The following is a 21,302-nucleotide window of genomic DNA, read 5'->3' as shown; positions in this document are numbered from 1 at the left end:
GATCCGGGTGCGGGGAGATGCGAAAAAACACCGCCAGCCCCGCCTTTGCGGTTGACTCCGGAGCGCGGCTGGCTAAAAGGCGGGCTTCAAGGATTTGCGGGTACATGGGTGCCCGACGCTGGGAGACTGAAAATGGCGAAGCCGACGACGATCAAGATCCGTCTGAACTCGACGGCGGGCACCGGGCACTTCTATGTGACCAAGAAGAATGCCCGCACCATGACGGAAAAAATGACCGTGAACAAATACGATCCGGTCGTGCGCAAGCATGTCGAATACAAAGAAGGCAAGATCAAGTAAGATCAGCCCCTTCTCGGGTTCAAGGCCGTCCTTCGGGGCGGCCTTTTGCTTTGCGCTTAGACCAGCAAAAGCAAGGTCAGGGAAAAGGTGCCCACAAAGACCGCGCCAGCCAGCACCCATGGGGTGATCGCCGTGCCGGGCAGGGCGTCCGGCGGCGGTGGGTGCAATGCCACGTCGCGCCGTGTTTCCGCCCGTTCGGGGGCGGTATCTTCCGGTGCTTCGTCCACCTCTAGGCTGTCTTCATCCATGTTTGCCGAGCCGTTGGCGCTATGATGGCCATGAAGCGTTTGCGGCAGATGCGGGGCTTTGGGGTCGAACGTATCGTCGGGGGTGTGATCGGTGGCGGCAGCGGGCGCATCAGGGCGCGGCTCAGATCGGCGCACCGGATGGGGCAGGGCGCGGGTTGCGGCTTGCTGGGCCAAAAGCGCTTGCAGGGGTGCGGTTTCCATCCCCAACATTTGCGCGGCCACAAGCGAGCCCGGGGCGGCGGTGCTGGCGCCTGGTTGGGCGGCGGTGGCGCCACTGGCAAGGGTGGTTTCGGGGAGGGGCAGCGTGGCGCTGCCCGCGCGGGTTTGCGCAGCTTGTGCCGGGTTTTCCGCTGTAGGCGGTGGCGTGCTGGGCGGCGGCGCGCCCGAGGCCGGGCGGCTTGGCTGTTGTGCGGTGAGTGCCTGCGGAAGGGCGTGTTGCGCGCGCGTCTGTGCCGCTTCGGCCCCATGCGGCAAGGGCAGGGGCGTGGTGCCGGGGGTAGTCGGCACGGTGGTCGTTGGCACGGGCGTTAGCATGGCAAGCCTCGGACAAAGCGAATATCCAAGGGTTGCAGAAAAGGGTGAACAGAGGGTTAAGCCCCTTCTGACACAGGCTCTGGCGGCGCTTCTTCGCTCTTCGGCGGCGGCTTAACGCCAAACACAACGCAATAAAGCGCAGGCGCAAAAACCAGCGTGATCAGCGTGCCCGCGATGATCCCGCCCATCATCGCAAAAGCCATTGGCGCCCAAAATACCTCCCGCGAGATTGGAATGAGCGCGAGCGAGGCGGCGGCGGCAGTCAGCAAAATCGGTCGGGCGCGGCTGTCGGAGGCTTCAAAGACCGCGCGCCAATGGCTGTGCCCTTTTTCGAGCAGGTCTTGCACCTCCGCCATCAAGATCAGTGAATTGCGGATCAAAATGCCCACCAGTGCCAGCACCCCCAAAATCGCCACAAAGCCAAGCGGCTGGGCGGAGGGAAGCATCGCCGCCACAACGCCAATCAGCCCCAAGGGCGCGACGGCGAGCACGATGAACATTAGCCGGAAGCTTTGCACCTGCACCATCACCAAGGTCAGAATCACCAGCACCATCAAGGGCACCACCGCAACAATCGGGGCTTGGCTCTCGCCGCTGCTTTCGGCTACGCCGCCGGGCTCGATTTTGTAGCCAGCGGGCAGGGTTTCGAGTTGCGCGGCAATCTTGGGAGCCAGATCGGCGGTGATCGTGGCGGGCTGGTTGCGGCCCGTGACCGCCGCTTTCACGCTGATCGTGGGCACCCGGTTGCGGGCATGCAAAACCGGCGGCTCCATCTGCCAATCGAGATGCGCAAAACTCAAAAGCGGCACCGGCACGCCGGAAGGCGAGGGCAGTTGCAGCGAGGAAAGCGAGGCCAGCGAGGTGCGGTCGGCTTCTGCGCCGCGCGCGACCACATCCACCAAGGTCTGACCATCGCGCAATTCGGTGATGGTGACCCCCTCAAACAGGGTTTGCAGCGCTTGGGCGACATCTTTTTGCGTTAGCCCCAATTGGCGCAGGCGTTCTTGATCCAGCACCACCCGCGCCACGCGCACGGGCTCCCCCTCGTCAATGGTGATGTTCGAAAGGCGCGGATCATCGGCCAGCACTTTGGCCAAACTGCGCGCCTCAGCCAAAAGCCGGGCGCGGTCTGGCCCCATGATCCGGTATTGCACCGGCTTGCCGACGGGTGGGCCCAACTCAATGAGCTTGGTGAAGACATCGACCCCAGCCATATCGCGGCTTTGTTCCTCTATCGCGGCGCGCAGCGCGTTGCGGTCTTCAAGTCCGGCGGTCATCACCACCATTTGCCCCATGAAGGGGGCAGGCGTGGGTGTGTCGAGCGAGAGCAAAAAGCGCGGCGCGGAGCGGCCCACATAGGTTGTCCAATATTGCGCCTCGGGCCGGGTGGCGAGCCAGGCATCCAGTTCGGCCATCGCCGCGTCGGTTGCCGCAATGGCAGAGTTTTGCCGCATCGTGACATCAACCAGCAATTCGGGCCGATCCGAGGCCGGGAAGAACTGCTGCTCAATATGGCGCATGCCGTAAAGCGCACTTCCAAACAGTAGAACCGTGGCGAGGATGGTGATCCATTTCGCCCGCATTGCGGCGCAGAGCAGCGCGCGGAAGGCTCGGCGCAGCGGGCCGGGGCGCGGGTCGTGATGCGGCAGGTGTTTGGGCAGCACAGTGGCCCCGATCAGCGGCGCAAAAAGCACCGCCACCACCCAACTCAGCATCAGCGAAATTGCGATCACATAGAACAGCGAGAGCGTATATTCCCCCGCTTGGGAGGAGTTCAGCCCGATGGGGATGAACCCCGCCACCGTCACCAAAGTGCCAGACAGCATCGGAAAGGCGATTGAGGTCCACGCATAGGATGCCGCTTTGGCGATTTTATCCCCCGCCTCAAGCCGCGCGATCATCGTTTCAATCGCGATCATTGCATCATCGACCAAAAGCCCAAGCGCGATGATCAGCGCCCCAAGCGAGATGCGTTGCAGGGTGACCCCCATCGCATCCAAAATCACAAAGGTCAGCGCCAGCACCAACGGGATCGACATTGTGACCACCAGCCCCGCGCGCCAGCCCAGAGAAATGAAAGAGACTAGCAAAACAATCGCCACCGCTTCGGCTAAAGCGCGCAGGAAGTGGTTCACTGAATCCTCAACCACCTTGGGTTGGTCGGCGACTTTGTGCAATTCGATCCCGACGGGCAATTCGGTGGCGATCCGGTCCATCAGTTCGGTCAGTTCCGCGCCGAAGTCGAGGATATTTGCGCCTTGCTTCATGCCGATGATCAGCCCCACCGCGGGCTGGCCATTGTAGCGGAATAATGAAGACGGCGGGTCAGCAAAGCCCGCGCGGACTTCGGCCACATCGGCAAGGGTGAAGAAGGTGTCATCCACCCGCAAGGGCGCGGCGGCCAAATCCTCGGCACCCGCAAACCGCCCCGACATGCGCACCGCGATCAACTCATCCGCCGTGCGGATGATGCCCGAAGGGACAATCGCGTTTTGCGCCGCAAGCGTTGCCAAAACCGTGCTTTGATCCAGCCCCAAAGCGGCCAGTTTGCGGGCGGAAAACTCGACATGCACCACCGGGTCTTGGGTGCCAATAAGCTCCACCTTGCCCGCCGCAGGCAGCGTCAGCACGGCGGAGCGCACCTCTTCCACCCGGTCTTTGACCTCTTGCGGGCTAAACCCATCGGCGGTGAAGGCGTAAATTGAGCCATAAACATCGCCAAAATCATCGCTGATCGCATAGCCCGCAAATTCCGCAGGGAATTGCGGGGTCAGATCCGACATCATATTGCGGATCTTCAGCCATGTTTGGGTGACGGCAGCCCCGCGTGTTTCCGGCGTTAGTTCCACATAAACCACGGCGCGGCCCGGAAAGGTTTCAGAGCGGGTGAACTTGAGGTTCTCCAGCTCCTGCATCTTCTTTTCGATCCGGTCGGTGACCTGTTCGCGGGTTTCTTCCGCCGTGGCGCCGGGCAGCACCGCGGTGATGAACATCACCTTGATGGTGAAGGAGGGGTCTTCCTCGCGCCCAAGGTTGACGTAAGACAGCACCCCCGCAACGATCGAGACGATGATCATGTACCAGACCATCGAGCGGTGGCGCAGAGCCCAGTCGGACAGGTTGAAACTCATGGGCTGACCCTCGCGCCAAGCTCTTTGCCTTCGGAAACGGAATGAATGCCGCGGATCAAGACCTCATCGCCTTGCGCGAGGCCTTCGGTTATCACCACACGGGGGCCGATTTGGCGCCCCAGTGTCACGCGCACCGCTTCGGCGCGCCGTGCGGGGCCAATGCGCCAGACCTTGGTTTGATCGCCCTCTTCCCAAAGTGCGGCGCGGGGCAGGGTGAGAAGCCCGGCTTCGGGCATTTCGAGCCGGGCAGAGACAAGCGCCCCCAGCCGGAACCCGCGCCCGGCATTATCCAGCGCGATGCGCAGACGATGTGAACGGGTCGAGGCATCGGCCACGGGCTCAATCAACCGCAGCCGCCCCTCGGTTTCGAGTGCATCTTCATAGCGGGTGCAAACGGTAAAGCGGGCCGCGTCGGGCAGCACCGCCAATACCTCATCAGGCACGTCAATCACCGCTTCGCGGCCTGCGGCGGTGGCGAGCCGCAAAACCGGGGTGCCGGGAGAAACCACGGTGCCAGGTTCGGCCAGAATAAGGCTGACAACGCCATCCTCCGGTGCGGTCAGCGTGCCAAAGGCTTCTGCATCGCGGGCGCGGGTAAGGTCGGCCTGCGCGGCCTGCACGCTGGCTTTGGCGGCAGTATCATTGGCTTGCGCCGCTTCCAGTGTTGCTTCGGGCGCGACACCGCGCCGATGCAATTCGGTCGCGCGCGTGAGACTTTGCGCGGCGAATTCGGCCTGCGCTTTTGCGGCTCGAAGTGCGGCCTCGGCGGCGGCGACATCTTCGGCCAAGGTGATCTGGTCAAGCGTGGCCAGAACTTGTCCCTTGGTGACGGTATCGCCAAGGTTCACAGGCCGCGCCCCGATCCGGCCCGAGGTCTGAAAGCCAAGCGTGGTTTCTACCTCGGCGGCGATCACGCCGGGGAATTGGCGCGCGGTCATTGCGGCATCGGTGACAATCTCGCTCACCACTGGGCGGGGGGGGCGATTTCTTGCGCCTGCGCGGCCAGTGGCAGCGCGAGCAGCATCAGCAAAGCCCGGATCATTGGGCGCCCTCCTGCATCACGACACGGCCAGGATAAAGAAGATGCGCCCCTTCGGTCACCACCAACGCCCCCTCGGACAGCCCTTCGGCCACCTCAATCTGATTGTCGGTGTAGCGCAGCACCCGTATGGGGGTGAGTTGCGCGCGGCGGGTTTTCGGGTCCACCGTCCAAACAGCGGGCTTGGCCCCTTGGCGCACGAGCGCCGACCAAGGCAGCGCCATCGCAGAGCCGTAGGGCAGATCGACCACACTCACCACCGCCGTGCCCAAGCCCGGCGGCTTTTCACCCGGAGCCCCTATCAGCTGCGCTTTTACCCGCACCGTGCCACTTTCGCCCGCCACGAGGGGCGCAATCTCTGTCACTATCGCCTCGCGTTCTGGGCCGGTGCCCTCGACCGGGCGCAGAGTAACAGTCCGGCCTTGAAACCGATCTAGCGCGCTGAAGTCTGGCACATAAAAAACCGCCTCGCGGGCACCGTCGCGCGCAATGGTTAGCACGGTTTGCGCGGCACCGACGATCTGGCCGGGTTCGGCATCGCGCTCAGTGACAATGCCATCGGCGGGGGCGCGCAGTGTGCAATCTTCCAAAGCCTGCTGCGCCTTGGCAAGGGCCGCGCGGGCCTGATCGCGTGATGACCGGGCGGACAAAGCGGCCTCTGTCGCGGCATCCAAGGCCGCTTGCGTGGCCGCGCCGCGTTCAGCCAGTTCTGCGGCGCGGGCGCGCGCTTGCTCGGCTTGCACCAGCATCGCTTCGGCGGCGGCATCTTGCGCTTGCGCAGCACGGAGCGCGGCGGCGGCTTGTGTCGGGTCGAGTTGCGCTAAAATCTGCCCTTCGGCAATGCGCATGCCGACCTCTGCCGTCAGGGTCAAAATCCGCCCTTCTGCGCGAAAGCCCACGGGCACGGCTTCGGCTGCGGTGATCGTGCCGGAAAGTTCCACATGGAAGAACACCGGTCCGGTATGGGCAGTGACGATCTGCACGGCCAAAGGCGCCTCGGCCAGAACGGGCGGCGCTGCTGCCAACCAAAGCGCAACGCCAAGGGCGGCGAAACGGGAACGATAGGCGCATGGCATGGATCGTGCTCTCCTGCTCGGGTCTTCCCTTGATTTCGGATTTTTGCGATTCGGGAAAGGCTTGCGCCTGTAACCGGGACAAATGCGCGTCATCACAACGGTGGCTTTATTCTGCCCGCGCCTGTGCGGCGAAATGATCGGCAAGCGTGTGGGTGCCATGACAGGCGCCAACCATATCCATCCCCATCGCAGTGAGAAAAAAGCGCGCGGGCTCGCCAATATGCTTTGGCGTGAGCGCAGGCACAACCCGCACCGCCAAGAGACGCAGCGCATCGGGCAGATGCGTGATCCGCGCGGGGCGGTGCAGCGCGTCAAAGGCCAAATGCGCCAGTGCATTATGGGTGAAGACCTCCGGCCCTCCGACATCCAACCAAGCCGTGCCCGCGGTTGTGGCGTCAGCCGTGGTAGAAGCAAGATCCGCGCCGTGGATTGGGTTGATCTTGTGATCGCCCGCGCCAAAAAGCCAAACCCGCCCACCTTTGGCCATGGTCAGAAAATCAGACATATCCGAGAAAAAGCCGCTTGGCGCGATCACGGTGGAGGCGATGGTGGAGGCTTGCAGCGCGTCCACAAAAGCGATTTTCGCCGCAACCCCCGGGACATCGCGCATCTTATCGGCGTTGAGCACATGCACATAGGCAAAGCGCGTCACGCCTGCGCGTTCCGCCTCGCGCAAAAGGTTCAAGTTGGCCCGATAGTCGACATCGCGATAATTCAGCCCATCCTTTTGCCGGGTGATCCCAAGGGCAGACACAGCCAGATCCATCCCTGTCATCAGCCCGGTCAAGGTTTCGGGGCGGGTGGCCTGTGCTTCAACAAGGCGATCCGCGTCCAGATTGCCTGCGGTTTTCGCGTTGCGCACCAAGGCGGTGACATGAAAGCCCCGTCGTTTGTATTCGGCGCACAGGTGCCGACCAAGATAGCCAGTCGCCCCGGCGATGAAGACATTGGGCATAAGCGGTCCGTTGCGGTTCTGCGCGGATGGCCCTTGGACCAGCGCGCGTTGACAAAGGCGGTTTCAAATAGGGGTGCCTCAAGCTTAGGCCATGTGGCGTGTGGTGCAACCCTTCGGGGCGGTATGGTGCTTTGAAAGGCAGTGGCGGGGCGCCGCTTGGCCCATTATGATGCCGCCTGAACGGGCGCGCGGGAGGCGCGTGGGAGGACCGTCCGCAGATGACCAAGATCCTGATTGTCGACGACGATCCAGATGTGCGTGACCTTGTCCGCTATGAGCTTGAGGCGCGCGAGTTTGAGGTGGTTGAGGCCGCCTGCGCGGCTGACGTCGCCCCACAACTCAGCCCGGTGCCGCCGGATTTGATTTTGCTTGATCTGCGGCTGCCCGATCAGGATGGCCTTGCCCTCGCCAGCCGTTTGCGGGCGACCTCAAGCATTCCGATCATTATGCTTACAGGTCTTGGCGGCGATGTGGATCGGATCGTGGGGCTGGAGATGGGGGCCGATGATTATGTCGTCAAACCCTTCAATCCGCGCGAATTGGTGGCGCGGATCAAGGCGGTGTTGCGCCGAGCGGGGGGCGCTGCGGTGCCCGCCGATTTGGCCGACCACGACCGTCGCGGCTTCGCGGGATGGGTGATTGACCTTTCGGCACGGAGTTTGGAAACGCCAGCGGGCCAGCCCGTGGCGCTTACGAACGGGGAGTTTTTGCTGCTTGAGGCCTTCGTGCGCGCGCCCAAATGCGTGCTCAGCCGCGATCAGCTTTTGGAACGTACCCGATCCGATGGTGGCGAGGTGTTCGACCGCACGATTGATGTGTTGATCTTGCGGCTGCGGCGCAAGATCGAGCCCAATCCGCGCGCGCCGCAACTGATCCGCACCGAACGCGGCGCGGGCTATGTGCTCGATGCCGATGTGCGGCGTTTGTAATCTTCTAGGCTGACTTGGACGGCTGCGGCCAGAACCTCTTCCGGCACCGGTTTGCGCAGCAGGTTTGGCAGGTCTGCCCCTGCCTTGCCCGGCGCACCAGAGGTGAACAGCACCGGCAGATCGGGGCGCAGGTCATGCGCGCGCGCGGCGAGCGTTTGGCCATCAAGGCCGGGCATGGCGAGATCGGTATAAAGCAGATCAATCTCGGGGATTTCTTGCAGCAGTTCCAGCGCGGTGGCGCCATCGGGCGCGGTCACCACGGCATGGCCCATGCCGCGCAGCTGGTCGGCGGTGATTTCCAAAAGGTCCGCATCGTCGTCCACGGCCAGAATGCAAGCCTCGCCCGCCTCTGCCGGGGCCATAACCACCGGCGCGCGTTCCGGGCTGACGGGCAGGCGTAACGTGACCCGCGTGCCCTTGCCGGGGCTGCTATCAAGCGTGAGCGTGCCACCCGATTGCTGCACGAACCCATAGACCATGCTGAGCCCGAGCCCGCTGCCCTTGCCTACGGGTTTGGTGGTGAAGAAGGGCTCCAACACCTGCGGAGCAATTTCGGGCGGGATGCCGCTGCCCGTATCGGCCACGGTCAAATCCACAAAGCCCGGCTCTGCGGCGCGGGTGGTGATGGTGATCTGGCCCGCGCCCTCCATCGCGTCGCGCGCGTTCACGGCCAAATTCATCAAAGCGTTTTCCAATTGGCCGGGGTCCACCCGCACGGCGGGCAGGTCTTCGGCCAAATCGGTGATCAGCGTCACGCCAGAGCCAAGGCTTGATTGCAGCAAATCTTCCATGCCGCGCACCAATGTCTCAAGCGCGACATCCTCGGGCGCAAGGCGTTGGCGGCGTGAAAAGGTCAAAAGCCGGTTGATCAGCGCTGCGCCGCGATTGGCCGCCGACAGCCCCCGTTCCGCGCGCGCTTGCAGCGGCGGCACCTCGGCCAATTCGCGCATCAAGATGTTGAAGTTGCCAATGATCACCGCAAGGATGTTGTTGAAATCATGCGCAATGCCGCCCGTTAGCTGCCCCACCGTTTCCAGCTTTTGCGCGTGCAGCAATTGGCTTTGCGTGGCCCGGCTTTCGGTCACATCCATATGGATCGTCGCAAAGCCGCCCTGTGGGATTGGGTTAGAGCGCAGTTCCAAAACCCGGCCCGAGGGAAAGCGCAATTCATGCCGTTCTGACAGTGTCAGCCGTTCGTGGGAAAGTGTATCCAAATCAAGCGGAGTGCCATCGGGGGTGAAGGCCTGCACCCCGCGCGCCTCGAGCTTTTGGTTCAGCATTTCAATCGAGGGCTCGCCCGATAGTTCAGCCTCGGTGAAATCATGCAGCCGCAGATATTGCGGGTTGAAAGCAACAAGGCGGCGCTCACGGTCAAAGACCGAGAAACCGTCTTTCATGGTTTCCAGCGTGGCAAGCAGAAGGTCAGAACGCTCGGCCAATTCGCGGTCGAGCTTTTCGACTTGGGCGGAGTTTTCTCGGAATACGGCGAAGGCCCGGGCAAGGTCGCCAATTTCGTCGCGCCGGTTTGCACCGGGCACCTGCGCATCGCGCTCCCCCGCTGCGAGCCGCGTCATCGCGCGGGTAACGCCGGCCAAATTGGTGCTGAGCGGGCGGATGACCAGCACGTAAGATACGCCCCCTGCGACCAAGATCACGCCCAAGGCAATGGCCGCAAATTGCGTGGTGCGGGCCAAGATCGTGTCGCGCAATTCTTGTGTGACCGTTGCTGTGGTGCGGCTGGTGGCCAGCACCCGCTGGTCGACCAAGGCTTTCAATTCGGCTGCCCGGGCCCCCGCTGCGGCGAGAGCCGCCTCGGCCCGTTCGCGCGCAGCAATCTCGGCACTTTGGAGCGCGAAAAGACCGTCAGGCCCGATCTGTGCGCGGTAGCGCGCGACGGCGGCCTGAAAATCTTGTTGCAGCCCGGCGGGAAGGGCCGCGCCCGTGCTTTCCAACTCGCCCAAAGTGCGTAAGTAAGCGGCGCGGTTTTGCGCGAGATCTAACGCTTTGCGCGCGGTGGTGGCCAGCAGCAGTTCCGAGGTGGCCCGCCCGGTGAGCCGTTCGGCGGCCAACAGCGGCGCTTGGCTGCGCACGGCGGTGCGGTAAATCTCGGGTTCCGGCAGCGTTTCGCCCGTGGTGATTGCGGCGACGGCCAAGATCGAGGGACCAATGATCTGGCGCATCGAATCCTCAAGCGCGAGCATCCGCGTGCGTTCAGCCTCGCGTTCGGCGGCGACCCCGCGCAATGTTTCAAGTGCGCGGCGCAGGTCGGTCAACCGTTCCGAAAGGGCGCCGGATAGGGCCAGAATTTCAGCGCTATCCCAGCCCGTCTCACTTGGGTCGGCACGCAAAGCAGCGGCTTGCGCGGTGAAAGCGGCCAAATCCGCCTCTACTGCCTGCTGCGCTTCGGTTAAGGCGGTTTCTGTTCCGGCGGCGGCAAGGCTTGCGCCGCGCTGTTGCAGCCGCTCGCCAATCCGCGCAAGCCGCAGCGCGGCTTCCATCGCGGGCACATCGCGCCCGGTTACCGTTTCAGCGGCGGTGCCAATCTCATCAAGGGCGCGGATCGCGGCAATACCGGCCAGCCCCATCGCGAGGGTCGAGAGCGCGACGATCAGCAAAAGCCGCCCTTGGATGCCTCGCCATCTCATGGCTGCGCCTCCTCAAGCCCCATTGCTTCGCGGTAATGGCGGCGCTGGCTCGTGCGGCCCAGCCGGTCTGTGATACGGTCCCATTCGGCGGCGGCTTCGTGGAGCGCTTCCTCTGGTGTCATCTCTTTCGCCAACACCTTGCCAATACGGGCATCGAGCGCCTCCATATAGGCGGGGTAGCCGGGTAGGCGCAGGTCTTGCGCAGCATGGGGGGCATTCAGGCTTTCGCGCAGCACGCGAAGGTAATTTTGCGCGGCGCGTGGCCCCATCAGCGCGGCCCAGCCTGTGGCGTCGTCGAGTTGCGAGAGCCGATAGGGGTTGAAGCCCGAGGCGCCCGACATCACGTCACGCGCCGCACGTTCGGGCGCGGCCATATAGGCAATGAAGTCCCATGCTGTTTGCGGCTGTTGCGCCCCACGCGGCACGGCGGCAATCCAGCCGCCAAAGGCCAAGAAGGGCACCGATTGCGGGGCGGCAAGCCTGTCCCAGCTTTGTGTTTGCGGGTTCCAAACCTGATCCGCGCCGGGCAGAGGAAAAAAGCCCACTTTGTCTGCCACGGTTGAAGCCTTGGGGTCGGTGGCCAAAACGCCAATGTCAGACCAATCAAGCGCCATCGCGCCTTGCCCGGCCGCAAAAGCGGTGCGCACGCCGTGGCTCGCCAATGGCCCGCTCTCATCCACCCCCGTCGCCACGGCGGCGAGGTAATCGCTGAGCGCGCGCTGCCAGGCGGGGTTGTCGATTTCTGGCGTCATTGTTTCCGGGTCAAAGAAGAAATGGCCCGGATGATCGGGGTGGGCGGTATAGGCGGCGGCATGGCTGAAAAGCGACCAAAGCCGCTGGCCGTTGCTGGCAGAGGCTTCAAGCGTGCCCGCAAGCGGTTGGCCCTCTGGCCCACTGCGTCCCACAAAGAAAGTGGCGATCCGGGTGTAATCTTGCCACGTTTGCGGCGGCGCGAGGGGCGTGCCTGTTTTGGCCAAATAATCCGCGCGCGTTTCTGGATCTTCAAATAGATCAAGGCGATAGGCCCCCATATGCAGATCGCCATCGAGCGTCACCGCCATCCATTGCCCGCGCCAGCGCATGAGGCCATCGCGATAAGCGGGGTGGATGCCTTGGACCAAAGGCCCTTGCACCAAAGCCTCGGGCACCGGTTGCAGATAAGCCGCGAAATCGGGCAGCCAATCGGCGGGAAAAATCAGCAGATCGGCGGGCACTTGGCCCGTCACAAAGCCCATCATGATCTCGCCATAAAGCGCATCAAAAGGCCGAGTGCGGACGGTGACCGCTTGCCCGGTCTCTTGCGAGAAGCTTTGCCCATGTGCAAGCGCCGGCCCCGCAATTGGCCCGCCATCGCGGGTCAGCACCTCTAGGGGGGCTGCCGCCACCGGCAGGGCCAGCAGTGCCAGTATTACAATTGTTACAAAGCGCATCGCGATCTTGGACATACTGTGTTCATCTGGCCCCGGTCTTCTTCCGTCAAGAGCATCGCACAGAGCGTGCCAAGGAGGAACCATGATACCCCTGACAAGCGAACTCGTGGCGATTGGCAAGACCGCGACCGACAAGGCCGATGCGATTGCGCAGGCGGTGGATTTGTTGACGGCAGCGGGCAAGATCGACCCGCGTTATGGCGCCAGCATGATGGGCCGTGAGGCCGTCGCCAATACGTTCTTGGGAAATGGAATCGCGATCCCGCACGGATTGCCGAAAGACCGCGATCTGATCTTGGATACCGCCATTGCCGTGGTGCAATTGCCCGGCGGTGTGGAATGGGGGCCGGGCGACCGCGCGCGGCTGGTTGTGGCGATTGCCGCGAAATCTGATGAACACCTGCAAGTGCTGAGCAATCTCACCGATGTGTTGGGGGATGAGGCCGAGGCCGAGCGTTTGGCGACCACCACCGACCCGGCGGTGATTGTCGCGCGGCTCACGGGGGCGGAAATGCCTGCCGCAGCGCCCCAGCCTGCGGTGGACGATTTCGCCCACGGCTTTGATGCCGTGGTAGATGGCGCGCATGGGCTGCACGCCCGCCCCGCCACCACGATTGTTGAAATTGCCAAAGGCTTTGAGGCCGAGATCCGGGTACGTCATGGCGCCAAGACCGGCAATGCGAAAAGCTTGATTTCCCTTCTGAACCTTGGCGCGGCGCAGGGCGCGGCTTTGCGCATCAGCGCCGAAGGCCCGCAGGCAGAGGCGGCGCTGGCCGCGCTGCAAGCGGCTTTCGGGGAAGGTTTGGAAAAGGAAGAAGACACCGGTGCGGCGGCCCCCGAAGCCACGGCACCCGGTCTGACGGGGGCGATGGCCACCCAAAGCGCGTATGAGGGCCGTCTCCTCCCCGGCGTTTCCTCCTCGCCCGGTTTTGCCATCGCTCCCGTCTTTAAATTTGCCCGTGATGAAGTGACGTTTGCCGAGAATGGCGCGGATGCAGGCACCGAGCGGGGCGCGCTGGAAGCGGCGCTGAAAACCGCTTGGCATCAGCTAGAAGAGCTGCATGACGAGGTGTGGAAGAAATCTGGCCCCGCGCGGGCCGCGATTTTCCGCGCGCATCAGGAGTTCTTGGAAGACCCGGAAATGCACGCTGCCGCTGAGGCGCTGATCGACCAAGGTCGCAGCGCGGCTTTTGCGTGGCATGCTGTTTACACCGAACGCGCCGATATGCTCGCCGCGATGAAAGACACCGTGCTTGCGGGCCGCGCGATTGATCTGCGCGATGCCGGGCTGCGCGTGTTGCAAGAACTGGGCGAAGTGAAAAGCGCCGAGGCGCATTTGCCCACCGCGCCTTGCATCCTTGTCGCCGATGATCTGACGCCGTCTGATACTGCGCGGCTTGACCCGGAACTGGTGCGCGGGCTTTGCACCGCTGCGGGCGGGCCGACCTCGCACACGTCTATCATTGCGCGTTCGCTGGATATTCCCGCCGTGGTGGGGGCAGGGGCCGCCGTGCTTGATCTGCCCACCGGCACGCCTGCGCTTTTGGATGGGGCGGCTGGCGTTTTGGTTGCCGCGCCTTCTGAGGCAGACATCGCCCGTGCCAAGGCGGCGATGGAAGCTTTGGCTGCTGAGCGTGATGTGGAAGCCCGCGAGCGCTATAAGCCCGCGCTCAGCCCCGATGGCGCGCGCGTGGAAGTGGTGGCCAATATCTCTGACGTGGCCGAGGCCCATGCGGCAGTGGACGCCGGGGCCGAAGGCGTGGGCCTGTTGCGCACTGAGTTTCTGTTTGTGAACCGCGAAGCCCCGCCGAGCGAAGACGAGCAGGTGGAGATTTATTCCGCCATGCTGGGCGCGATGAATGGCTTGCCGATCATCATCCGCACGCTCGATGTGGGCGGCGATAAGGAAATCCCCTATCTGCGCATGCCGGTCGAGGAAAACCCGTTCCTAGGCGAGCGCGGCATTCGCTTTTGCCTCTCGCACGAAGACATTTTCCGCACGCAACTCCGCGCGATCTTCCGGGCATCGGCGCATGGGCCGGTGCGGATCATGTTCCCGATGATTGCGATGGTCTCTGAGCTTGAGGCGGCCTTGCGCATTGCCGAAGAGGTGCGGGCAGAGGTGAGTGCCGCGCCCGTCGAAATGGGCATCATGATCGAGATCCCCTCGGCGGTGATGATGGCGCGCGAACTGGCCGAGAAGGTCGATTTCTTCTCAATCGGCACCAATGACCTCACCCAATACGCGCTGGCGATGGACCGGATGCACCCGGTTTTGGCCAAGCAAGCCGATGGTCTGCACCCGGCCGTGTTGCGGCTCATCGACCAAACCGTGCGTGCCGCCGATGCGGCGGGCATTTGGGTGGGCGCTTGTGGCGGCATCGCGGGCGACCCGCTGGGCGCGCGCATCCTTTCGGGCCTTGGCGTGCAGGAGTTGAGCGTCTCGATCCCCTCTGTGGCGGGTGTGAAAGCCGTGCTGCGCCGCGCGCCGATGGCGGAAAACCGCGCCTTGGCGGAACGCGCCTTGGCGGCGGCCGATGCCGCGACCGTGCGGGCGCTGGCGTAAGGAGGCGAAGATGCAGCCGACCATTGCCACTGTTTCGCTTAATTCCGCGATCGACCAGACCGTGACCGTGCCGCGCTTTACGGTGGATGCCGTGAACCGCGTCGAAGCGGTGCAGGTTGATGCGGGGGGCAAAGGGGTCAATGTGGCCTCCTTCCTTGCGCATTTTGGCCATGCCACGGCGGTGGCGGGGCTTTTGGGGCGCGAGAATGACGCGATCTTTGCGCGCCATTTTGAACAAGCGGGCATCCGCGATGCTTGCACGCGCTGCGACGGCGCGACCCGGACCAATGTGAAGATCGTGGACCCGGTCTTGGATCAGGTGACCGATGTGAACCTGCCCGGTGTGCAGGCTGGGCCTGAGGAACTGGCTTCGGTTTCTGGCACCTTGGCGGGTTTGATGGCGCGGGGGCTCACTTGGGTGGGGCTTTGCGGCAGCTTGCCCGCAGGGCTTGGCGCAGACAGCTATGCGCGCTTGGCGCTGCAAGCTCGCGCGGGTGGCGTGAAGGTGGCGCTCGATACATCGGGCGCGCCGCTTGGGCCCGCTTTGGCGGCTTGCCCCGATATCGTCAAACCCAATGCCGAAGAGTTGGGCGCCTATCTTGGGCGCGAATTGACCACGCTTGCCGATGTGCAAAGCGCGGCGCGCGATCTGGTCGCGCAAGGCGTTGGGCTTTTGTCTGTTTCTATGGGGGCGGCTGGGGCCGTGCTGGTGCGCGGCGATGAGGCGGTGCACGCCCGTCCGCCGCGCATCACCGTGGCCTCTACCGTGGGCGCGGGCGATGCGATGGTCGCCGGCCTCATTCATGCCGCCACGCTCGGCCTTGATTTGGCCGAGACGGCGCGGATTGCCACCGCCTTTTCCCTTGGCGCGCTCGGTGAAATTGGCCCGCGCCTGCCCGCGATTGCGCGCATCGAAGCGCTGGCGCGGGATGTTGAAATTACCGCGCTGGGCTGAGCCTGCGCGTCATTCGGGAGGATCCCATGTCGAAGATCGTTGCCGTGACGGCCTGCCCCACAGGCATCGCGCATACCCATATGGCGGCCGAAGCGCTGAGCGCCACCGCTGCGCAAAAAGGCCATGACATCCGCGTTGAGCGGCAAAGCTCGCAAGGCGTGCAAGATGCCTTGCAGCCCGCCGAGATCGCGGCCGCCGATGTTGTGGTGATTGCCGCCGATATTCATGTCGATGAGGCCCGCTTCACCGACAAACCCGTTTACCGGACCACGCCGAGCCGCGCCATCACCCAGACGGCGGCGCAACTCGACGCGGCCCTAGCCCTTGCAGGAGAGGAGAGCTCGCAAATGGCAAATCCAGCAACCCCCGGTACGTTGAAGGTGGTGGCGATCACCTCTTGCCCGACCGGTATTGCCCACACTTTCATGGCGGCGGACGCCCTGAAGAAAGCCGCCACTGCGCGCGGTTGGGAAATTGCGATTGAAACGCAAGGCTCGGTTGGCTCGCAAAACACGCTGACCGAGGAACAAGTTGCGGGCGCAGACCTCGTGGTGATCGCGGCCGATACCCATGTCGATGACGCCCGCTTTGGTGGCAAGAAGGTCTATAAAACCTCGGTTGGTGCGGCGGTAAAAGGTGCCGCCAAAGTGCTTGATGCCGCTGTGGCCGAAGGCGAAGTGCTGGGCCAAAACTTGGCCGATACGGTCGATGCGCTCAAAGCGAAACGTGCCGCGGCGCGCACCGGCCCCTATCAGCACCTGCTGACCGGCGTGTCTTACATGCTGCCGCTCGTTGTGGCGGGTGGTCTGCTGATCGCGCTTTCGTTCGTGTTCGGTATCAAAGCCTTTGAAGAAGAAGGCACGTTGGCGGCGGCGCTGATGTCGATTGGTGGCGGGGCCGCCTTCAAGCTGATGGTGCCGATCCTTGCGGGTTATATCGCCTATTCAATCGCCGACCGCCCCGGCCTGACGCCCGGCCTGATTGGCGGGATGCTCGCCGTGAACCTCAACGCCGGTTTCTTGGGCGGGATCGTTGCGGGCTTCTTGGCGGGCTACGTAGCGCGCTGGTTGCGCGACGCGATCAAGCTGCCGCGCACGCTCGAGGGGCTCAAACCCGTTTTGATTTTGCCGCTGCTCTCGACGCTGATCACCGGTCTGATCATGGTCTATGTGGTGGGCGAACCTGTCGCCGCGATCTTGGCCGCGATGACCTCGTTCCTGCAAGGGCTGGGCACGACAAATGCTGTGGTGCTAGGGCTGATCCTTGGGGGCATGATGGCCGTTGATATGGGCGGGCCGATCAACAAAGCCGCTTACACCTTTGCCGTGGGCCTTTTGACCTCTGACACTTATGCACCGATGGCCGCCGTGATGGCCGCTGGCATGACCCCGCCGCTTGGCCTTGCGCTTGCCACCTTGGTTGCGAAGAACCGCTTTGCGCCGGAAGAACGTGAAGCCGGTGGCGCTGCTGCGGTGCTTGGTCTGTCCTTCATCACCGAAGGTGCGATCCCTTTTGCCGCGAAAGACCCGGCGCGGGTGATCCCCTCGATCATCGTGGGCTCGGCTGTGGCGGGTGCGCTCTCTATGGTGCTTGGCTGCCAACTCATGGCCCCGCATGGCGGTATCTTCGTGCTCGCCATCCCGAATGCTGTGACCCATCTGGGTGCCTATGCGGCTTCGGTTCTGGCCGGCACGCTTGTCACCACCGGCATGTTGATCGTGCTGAAAAAGCCGCTGCGGGACGGTGTCGCGGCAACCGCGTAAATCCTGCAAACCACTCACGAGACCAGACGGTCCTTAGGGCCAAGGACCAGACGGGCGGGGCGCGGCGCAAACCGCGCCCCGGCATGTGTCAAAGGTCTGAGAATCCCTCTAAAAGCGCCGTTTTTTTGTGCACCGACAAAGGGATAGCGGGGCGATTGGTCTCGCAACGATCTGTCGCAGGTGGGGTCCTGCGCAAAAGATTATTCTGGCAGATTACATTCTTACGTCTTCAGGTGGGGATTGGTAACATTCTTGTCATTCCGTAACCGCAACCCCGCCCCGCGTTCAGGTCTAACCTTTTGAATTTTCGTAATTATATTGAATGACCCTTGGTCAAGAATTCTTGCTTCACTGGTCTGTTTAAGTTACCAAAATGGTATCTGAAGGTCTTTCCCTCGAGTTCCTCAGAGCAGTCACTGCCACGATTGGCTCTTCGGCACGACCTTCCCCTCTCACCGACCGCTCAGGCCGTAACGGGCGTATGCCGCCCGGCTGGAAAGGACTGCCAAATGAATGCCTTCACCGATACTTCGATCAGCCCCTCCATGATCGATCCTTGGGAGGGCTTCTCGGCAGGGAACTGGCGCACGAGCATTGATGTGCGCGGCTTCATTCAAGAGAACTACACCCCGTTTGAAGGTGATGCCGGGTTCTTGGCGGGGCCGACGGCGCGGACCAAAAAACTCTGGGACGACATTGCGGCGCTTTTGAAGCTGGAGCGCGAAAAGGGCGTGCTGGATGTGTCGGCCGACCGCCCCTCGAGCATTACCGCGCATGATGCGGGCTATATCGACCGCGAGAATGAACTGATCGTTGGCTTGCAAACCGATGCGCCGCTCAAACGCGCGATCATGCCCAATGGCGGGCTGCGGATGGTGGAAACGGGCCTTAAGGCCTATGGGTTTGAACCCGATGCGACCGTGTCCGAGATTTGGACGAAATACCGCAAGAGCCACAACCAAGGCGTCTTTGACACCTATTCTCCCGACATCCTCGCCGCGCGGAAATCGGGCATCATCACCGGGTTGCCCGATGCCTATGGCCGGGGTCGGATCATTGGCGACTATCGCCGCGTGGCGCTATACGGCATCGACACGCTGAAAGCTGCAAAACTGGCCGAGTTCCGCGAACTTGATGATGCGGTCTTTGATGAAGACACGCTGCGCCTGCGCGAAGAACTGTCTGAGCAATTCCGCGCGCTGGAAGAGCTGCGCGAGATGGCGAAGAAATACGGCGTTGATCTTTCTGGCCCGGCCAGCACGGCGCGCGAAGCGGTGCAGGCCACCTATTTTGGCTATCTGGCGGCGGTGAAGGAACAAAACGGCGCGGCCATGTCGATTGGCCGGATCTCCACCTTCCTTGATATCTACATCGAACGCGATTTCGCGGCGGGCCGTCTGGATGAAGTGGGCGCACAAGAGTTGATCGACGATCTGGTGATCAAGCTGCGCATCATCCGCTTCCTGCGCACGCCCGATTATGACCAGCTTTTCTCGGGCGACCCCACTTGGGTCACCGAAGCGATTGGCGGCATGGGCGAAGATGGCCGGACGCTGGTTTCCAAAACCTCGTTCCGCGTGCTGCAAACGCTTTACAACCTCGGCCCGGCGCCGGAACCGAACCTGACCGTGCTTTGGTCGGTCAACCTGCCGCGCGGCTTCAAAGATTTCTGCGCGAAAGTGTCGAAAGACACTTCGGCGATCCAATATGAAAACGACGATATCATGCGCCCGAAATGGAGCGATGATTACGGCATTGCCTGCTGTGTGTCGGCGATGCGGATCGGCAAGCAGATGCAGTTCTTCGGCGCGCGTGCCAACCTTGCCAAGGCACTTCTTTACGCGATCAACGGCGGGGTGGACGAGAAATCGGGAGTTCAGGTTGCCAAGGGCCTGACCCCGATCAGCGCCGATGTGCTGGACTATGACGAGGTCGTTGAAAAGTTTGATCTGGCGATGGATTGGCTGGCGCGGACCTATGTCAAAGCGCTGAACGCGATCCACTACATGCACGACAAATACGCCTATGAGCGGATCGAAATGGCGCTGCATGACCGCGATATTTTGCGCACGATGGCGACCGGGATTGCGGGGCTGTCGATTGTCGCGGATTCGCTTTCGGCGATCAAAAACGCCAAGGTCAAAGTGATCCGCAACGAGGAAGGCTTGGCCGTCGATTTCGCGATTGAGGGGGATTACCCGGCCTTTGGCAATGATGATGACCGGGTGGATGACATCGCGGTCTGGGTTGCCGAAACCTTCATGAAAAAGGTCTCGGGCCAGCCCTATTTCTACCGCAACTCGGTGCCGACGCAGTCGATCCTGACGATCACCTCGAACGTGGTCTATGGCAAGAAAACCGGCAACACCCCCGATGGCCGCCGCGCAGGCGAGCCTTTCGCGCCGGGCGCCAACCCGATGAACGGGCGTGACAAGAAAGGTTTTGTGGCTGCGGGTGCTTCGGTTTCGAAACTGCCCTATGCCGCCGCGCTGGATGGGATTTCTTGGACCGCCAGCGCCACCCCGGGCGCGATGGGCCATACCGAGGCCGAGCAGGTGGCGAACCTTGCCAATTGCTTGGATGGTTTCTGTGCGGCGGAAGGCTTCCACGTCAACGTCAACATGTTGACGCGCGAAACGCTGGAAGACGCGATGGAACACCCCGAAGCCTATCCGCAGCTCACCGTTCGCGTGTCGGGCTATGCGGTGAACTTCGTCAAGCTGAACCGTGCCCAGCAGCTTGACGTGATCAGCCGTACCTTCCACGCCAGCATGTAAGAGAGACGATGACTGCCCCCCTGCCGCAGACCCAATTCGAGCCGCCGCTTTGCGACCCGCATGATGCCGCGTGTCATGGCTTCTTGCATTCGCTCGAATCGGGGGCGGCGGTGGATGGCCCCGGCATGCGCTTTGTGTTCTTTTTGTCGGGCTGTCAGTTCCGGTGCCTTTACTGCCACAACCCGGATACGTGGAAGCTGCACAATGGGCGCCGGGTCTCGGTCGATGATCTTCTGGGCGAAGTGGGGCATCTGGCGCGGTTCTTGAAATTCGCGGGCGGGGTCACCTTTTCGGGCGGCGAGCCGATGATGCAGGCCGAATTCGTCAACGCGACCGCACGCGCGATCAAGGAAAAATATGGCCTGCATATCGCGCTGGATACGCAAGGCCATCTTCATGACCGTGTGGCAGATGATTGGTTCGACCCGATCGACCTTGTCATGCTTGATATCAAGCATATCGACCCCGCGCGCCATCAGGCGCTAACCGCGCAGGCGCTGCAACCGACGCTTGATTGTGCCGAGCGGATGGTGCGGCTCGGCAAGCAGATGCGTATCCGCTATGTGCTGGTGCCTGGCTGGACCGATGCCGCTGACGAGGTGGCGCGGATGGCGGATTACGTTGCCGGGCTTGGCCCCTCGGTCGAGATGGTCGAGGTTCTGCCGTTCCACCAATTGGGCCAATCGAAATGGGCGCAATTGGGGATGACCTACCATTTGGAAAACACCCCAACGCCAACGCCCGGTGCGGCGGACGCGGCGCGCGAGATTTTTCGCGCACGCGGGCTCGCAGCCTGCTGAAGGCACCCTTTCGACAGTTTCGTAAACCGTGTGCGTAAGGCCCGGTTAGGATCGCTTATGCGCCATGACTGACGGGAGAATTTCTGCGCGTCCATGCAGTTCTCCCCCCTGCGCGCCAAAGCGAAATTTGCGCCATTGGGTTCGATAAAGTTCC

14 protein-coding genes are annotated in these 21,302 nt (G+C 62.8%); 7 read left to right on the top strand and 7 right to left on the bottom strand.

Annotated features, from left to right (window positions below; genetic code table 11):
* Positions 1-132: 132 nt before the first annotated feature.
* Positions 133-300: a 50S ribosomal protein L33 gene (rpmG, locus tag CRO18_RS02005; RefSeq protein WP_011750518.1), complete on the top strand. Its 168-nt coding sequence runs from the start codon at positions 133-135 to the stop codon at positions 298-300.
* 56 nt (positions 301-356) lie between these two features.
* Here the strand turns inward: rpmG and CRO18_RS02000 are convergent, their stop codons facing one another.
* From CRO18_RS02000 to CRO18_RS01980, 5 genes are all read right to left on the bottom strand, one after another.
* Complete coding sequence (locus tag CRO18_RS02000) at positions 357-1,082, bottom strand: hypothetical protein (RefSeq protein ID WP_097080876.1); 726 nt, start codon at positions 1,080-1,082, stop codon at positions 357-359.
* Positions 1,083-1,138: 56 nt separating this feature from the next.
* Positions 1,139-4,213: an efflux RND transporter permease subunit gene (locus tag CRO18_RS01995; RefSeq protein ID WP_097080875.1), complete on the bottom strand. Its 3,075-nt coding sequence runs from the start codon at positions 4,211-4,213 to the stop codon at positions 1,139-1,141.
* The gene (locus CRO18_RS01990; RefSeq protein ID WP_143128586.1) at positions 4,210-5,178 is read right to left on the bottom strand and encodes an efflux RND transporter periplasmic adaptor subunit; all 969 of its coding nucleotides are present in this window, start codon (positions 5,176-5,178) and stop codon (positions 4,210-4,212) included. The genes CRO18_RS01995 and CRO18_RS01990 overlap by 4 nt, the downstream gene beginning before the upstream one ends.
* A gap of 73 nt (positions 5,179-5,251) precedes the next feature.
* Positions 5,252-6,328, bottom strand: a complete 1,077-nt coding sequence (locus tag CRO18_RS01985) for an efflux RND transporter periplasmic adaptor subunit (protein ID WP_076484972.1) — start codon at positions 6,326-6,328, stop codon at positions 5,252-5,254.
* A 106-nt stretch (positions 6,329-6,434) separates the two neighbouring features.
* On the bottom strand, positions 6,435-7,283 hold the full coding sequence (locus CRO18_RS01980; protein ID WP_097080872.1) for an SDR family oxidoreductase: 849 nt from the start codon (positions 7,281-7,283) through the stop codon (positions 6,435-6,437).
* 218 nt (positions 7,284-7,501) lie between these two features.
* Here CRO18_RS01980 and CRO18_RS01975 point away from each other — a divergent pair, with 218 nt between their 5' ends.
* Entirely contained in the window at positions 7,502-8,212 is a 711-nt protein-coding gene (locus tag CRO18_RS01975) for a response regulator (RefSeq protein ID WP_097080871.1), read from the top strand.
* Here CRO18_RS01975 and CRO18_RS01970 read toward each other — a convergent pair.
* Positions 8,179-10,857: an ATP-binding protein gene (locus CRO18_RS01970; RefSeq protein WP_097080870.1), complete on the bottom strand. Its 2,679-nt coding sequence runs from the start codon at positions 10,855-10,857 to the stop codon at positions 8,179-8,181. The genes CRO18_RS01975 and CRO18_RS01970 overlap by 34 nt on opposite strands.
* Positions 10,854-12,302 carry an ABC transporter substrate-binding protein gene (locus tag CRO18_RS01965; RefSeq protein ID WP_097080869.1) on the bottom strand — a complete coding sequence of 483 codons (1,449 nt, stop codon included), beginning with the start codon at positions 12,300-12,302 and terminating at the stop codon, positions 10,854-10,856. Before CRO18_RS01965 ends, CRO18_RS01970 begins: the two co-directional genes overlap by 4 nt.
* Before the next feature lie 67 nt (positions 12,303-12,369).
* Between CRO18_RS01965 and ptsP the strand changes: the two genes are divergently transcribed.
* The 5 genes from ptsP (at position 12,370) to pflA (ending at position 21,148) form a co-directional block, all read left to right on the top strand.
* Positions 12,370-14,853 carry a phosphoenolpyruvate--protein phosphotransferase gene (gene ptsP / locus CRO18_RS01960; RefSeq protein WP_097080868.1) on the top strand — a complete coding sequence of 828 codons (2,484 nt, stop codon included), beginning with the start codon at positions 12,370-12,372 and terminating at the stop codon, positions 14,851-14,853.
* Between the two features lie 10 nt (positions 14,854-14,863).
* On the top strand, positions 14,864-15,808 hold the full coding sequence (gene pfkB / locus CRO18_RS01955; protein WP_097080867.1) for a 1-phosphofructokinase: 945 nt from the start codon (positions 14,864-14,866) through the stop codon (positions 15,806-15,808).
* A 26-nt stretch (positions 15,809-15,834) separates the two neighbouring features.
* Positions 15,835-17,571 carry a PTS fructose-like transporter subunit IIB gene (locus tag CRO18_RS01950; protein WP_097080866.1) on the top strand — a complete coding sequence of 579 codons (1,737 nt, stop codon included), beginning with the start codon at positions 15,835-15,837 and terminating at the stop codon, positions 17,569-17,571.
* Between the two features lie 509 nt (positions 17,572-18,080).
* Positions 18,081-20,348, top strand: a complete 2,268-nt coding sequence (pflB, locus tag CRO18_RS01945; protein ID WP_170952529.1) for a formate C-acetyltransferase — start codon at positions 18,081-18,083, stop codon at positions 20,346-20,348.
* 8 nt (positions 20,349-20,356) lie between these two features.
* Positions 20,357-21,148, top strand: coding sequence for a pyruvate formate-lyase-activating protein (gene pflA / locus CRO18_RS01940; protein WP_097080865.1), 792 nt, complete (start codon positions 20,357-20,359; stop codon positions 21,146-21,148).
* Positions 21,149-21,302: the final 154 nt, after the last annotated feature.

This window comes from Rhodobacter sp. JA431 (assembly GCF_900217725.1).
GTDB classification, from domain to species: Bacteria; Pseudomonadota; Alphaproteobacteria; order Rhodobacterales; family Rhodobacteraceae; genus Rhodobacter; species Rhodobacter aestuarii.
The sequence above is the reverse complement of the archived record's forward strand: the minus strand, read 5'-3'. Positions and strand labels throughout refer to the sequence as shown.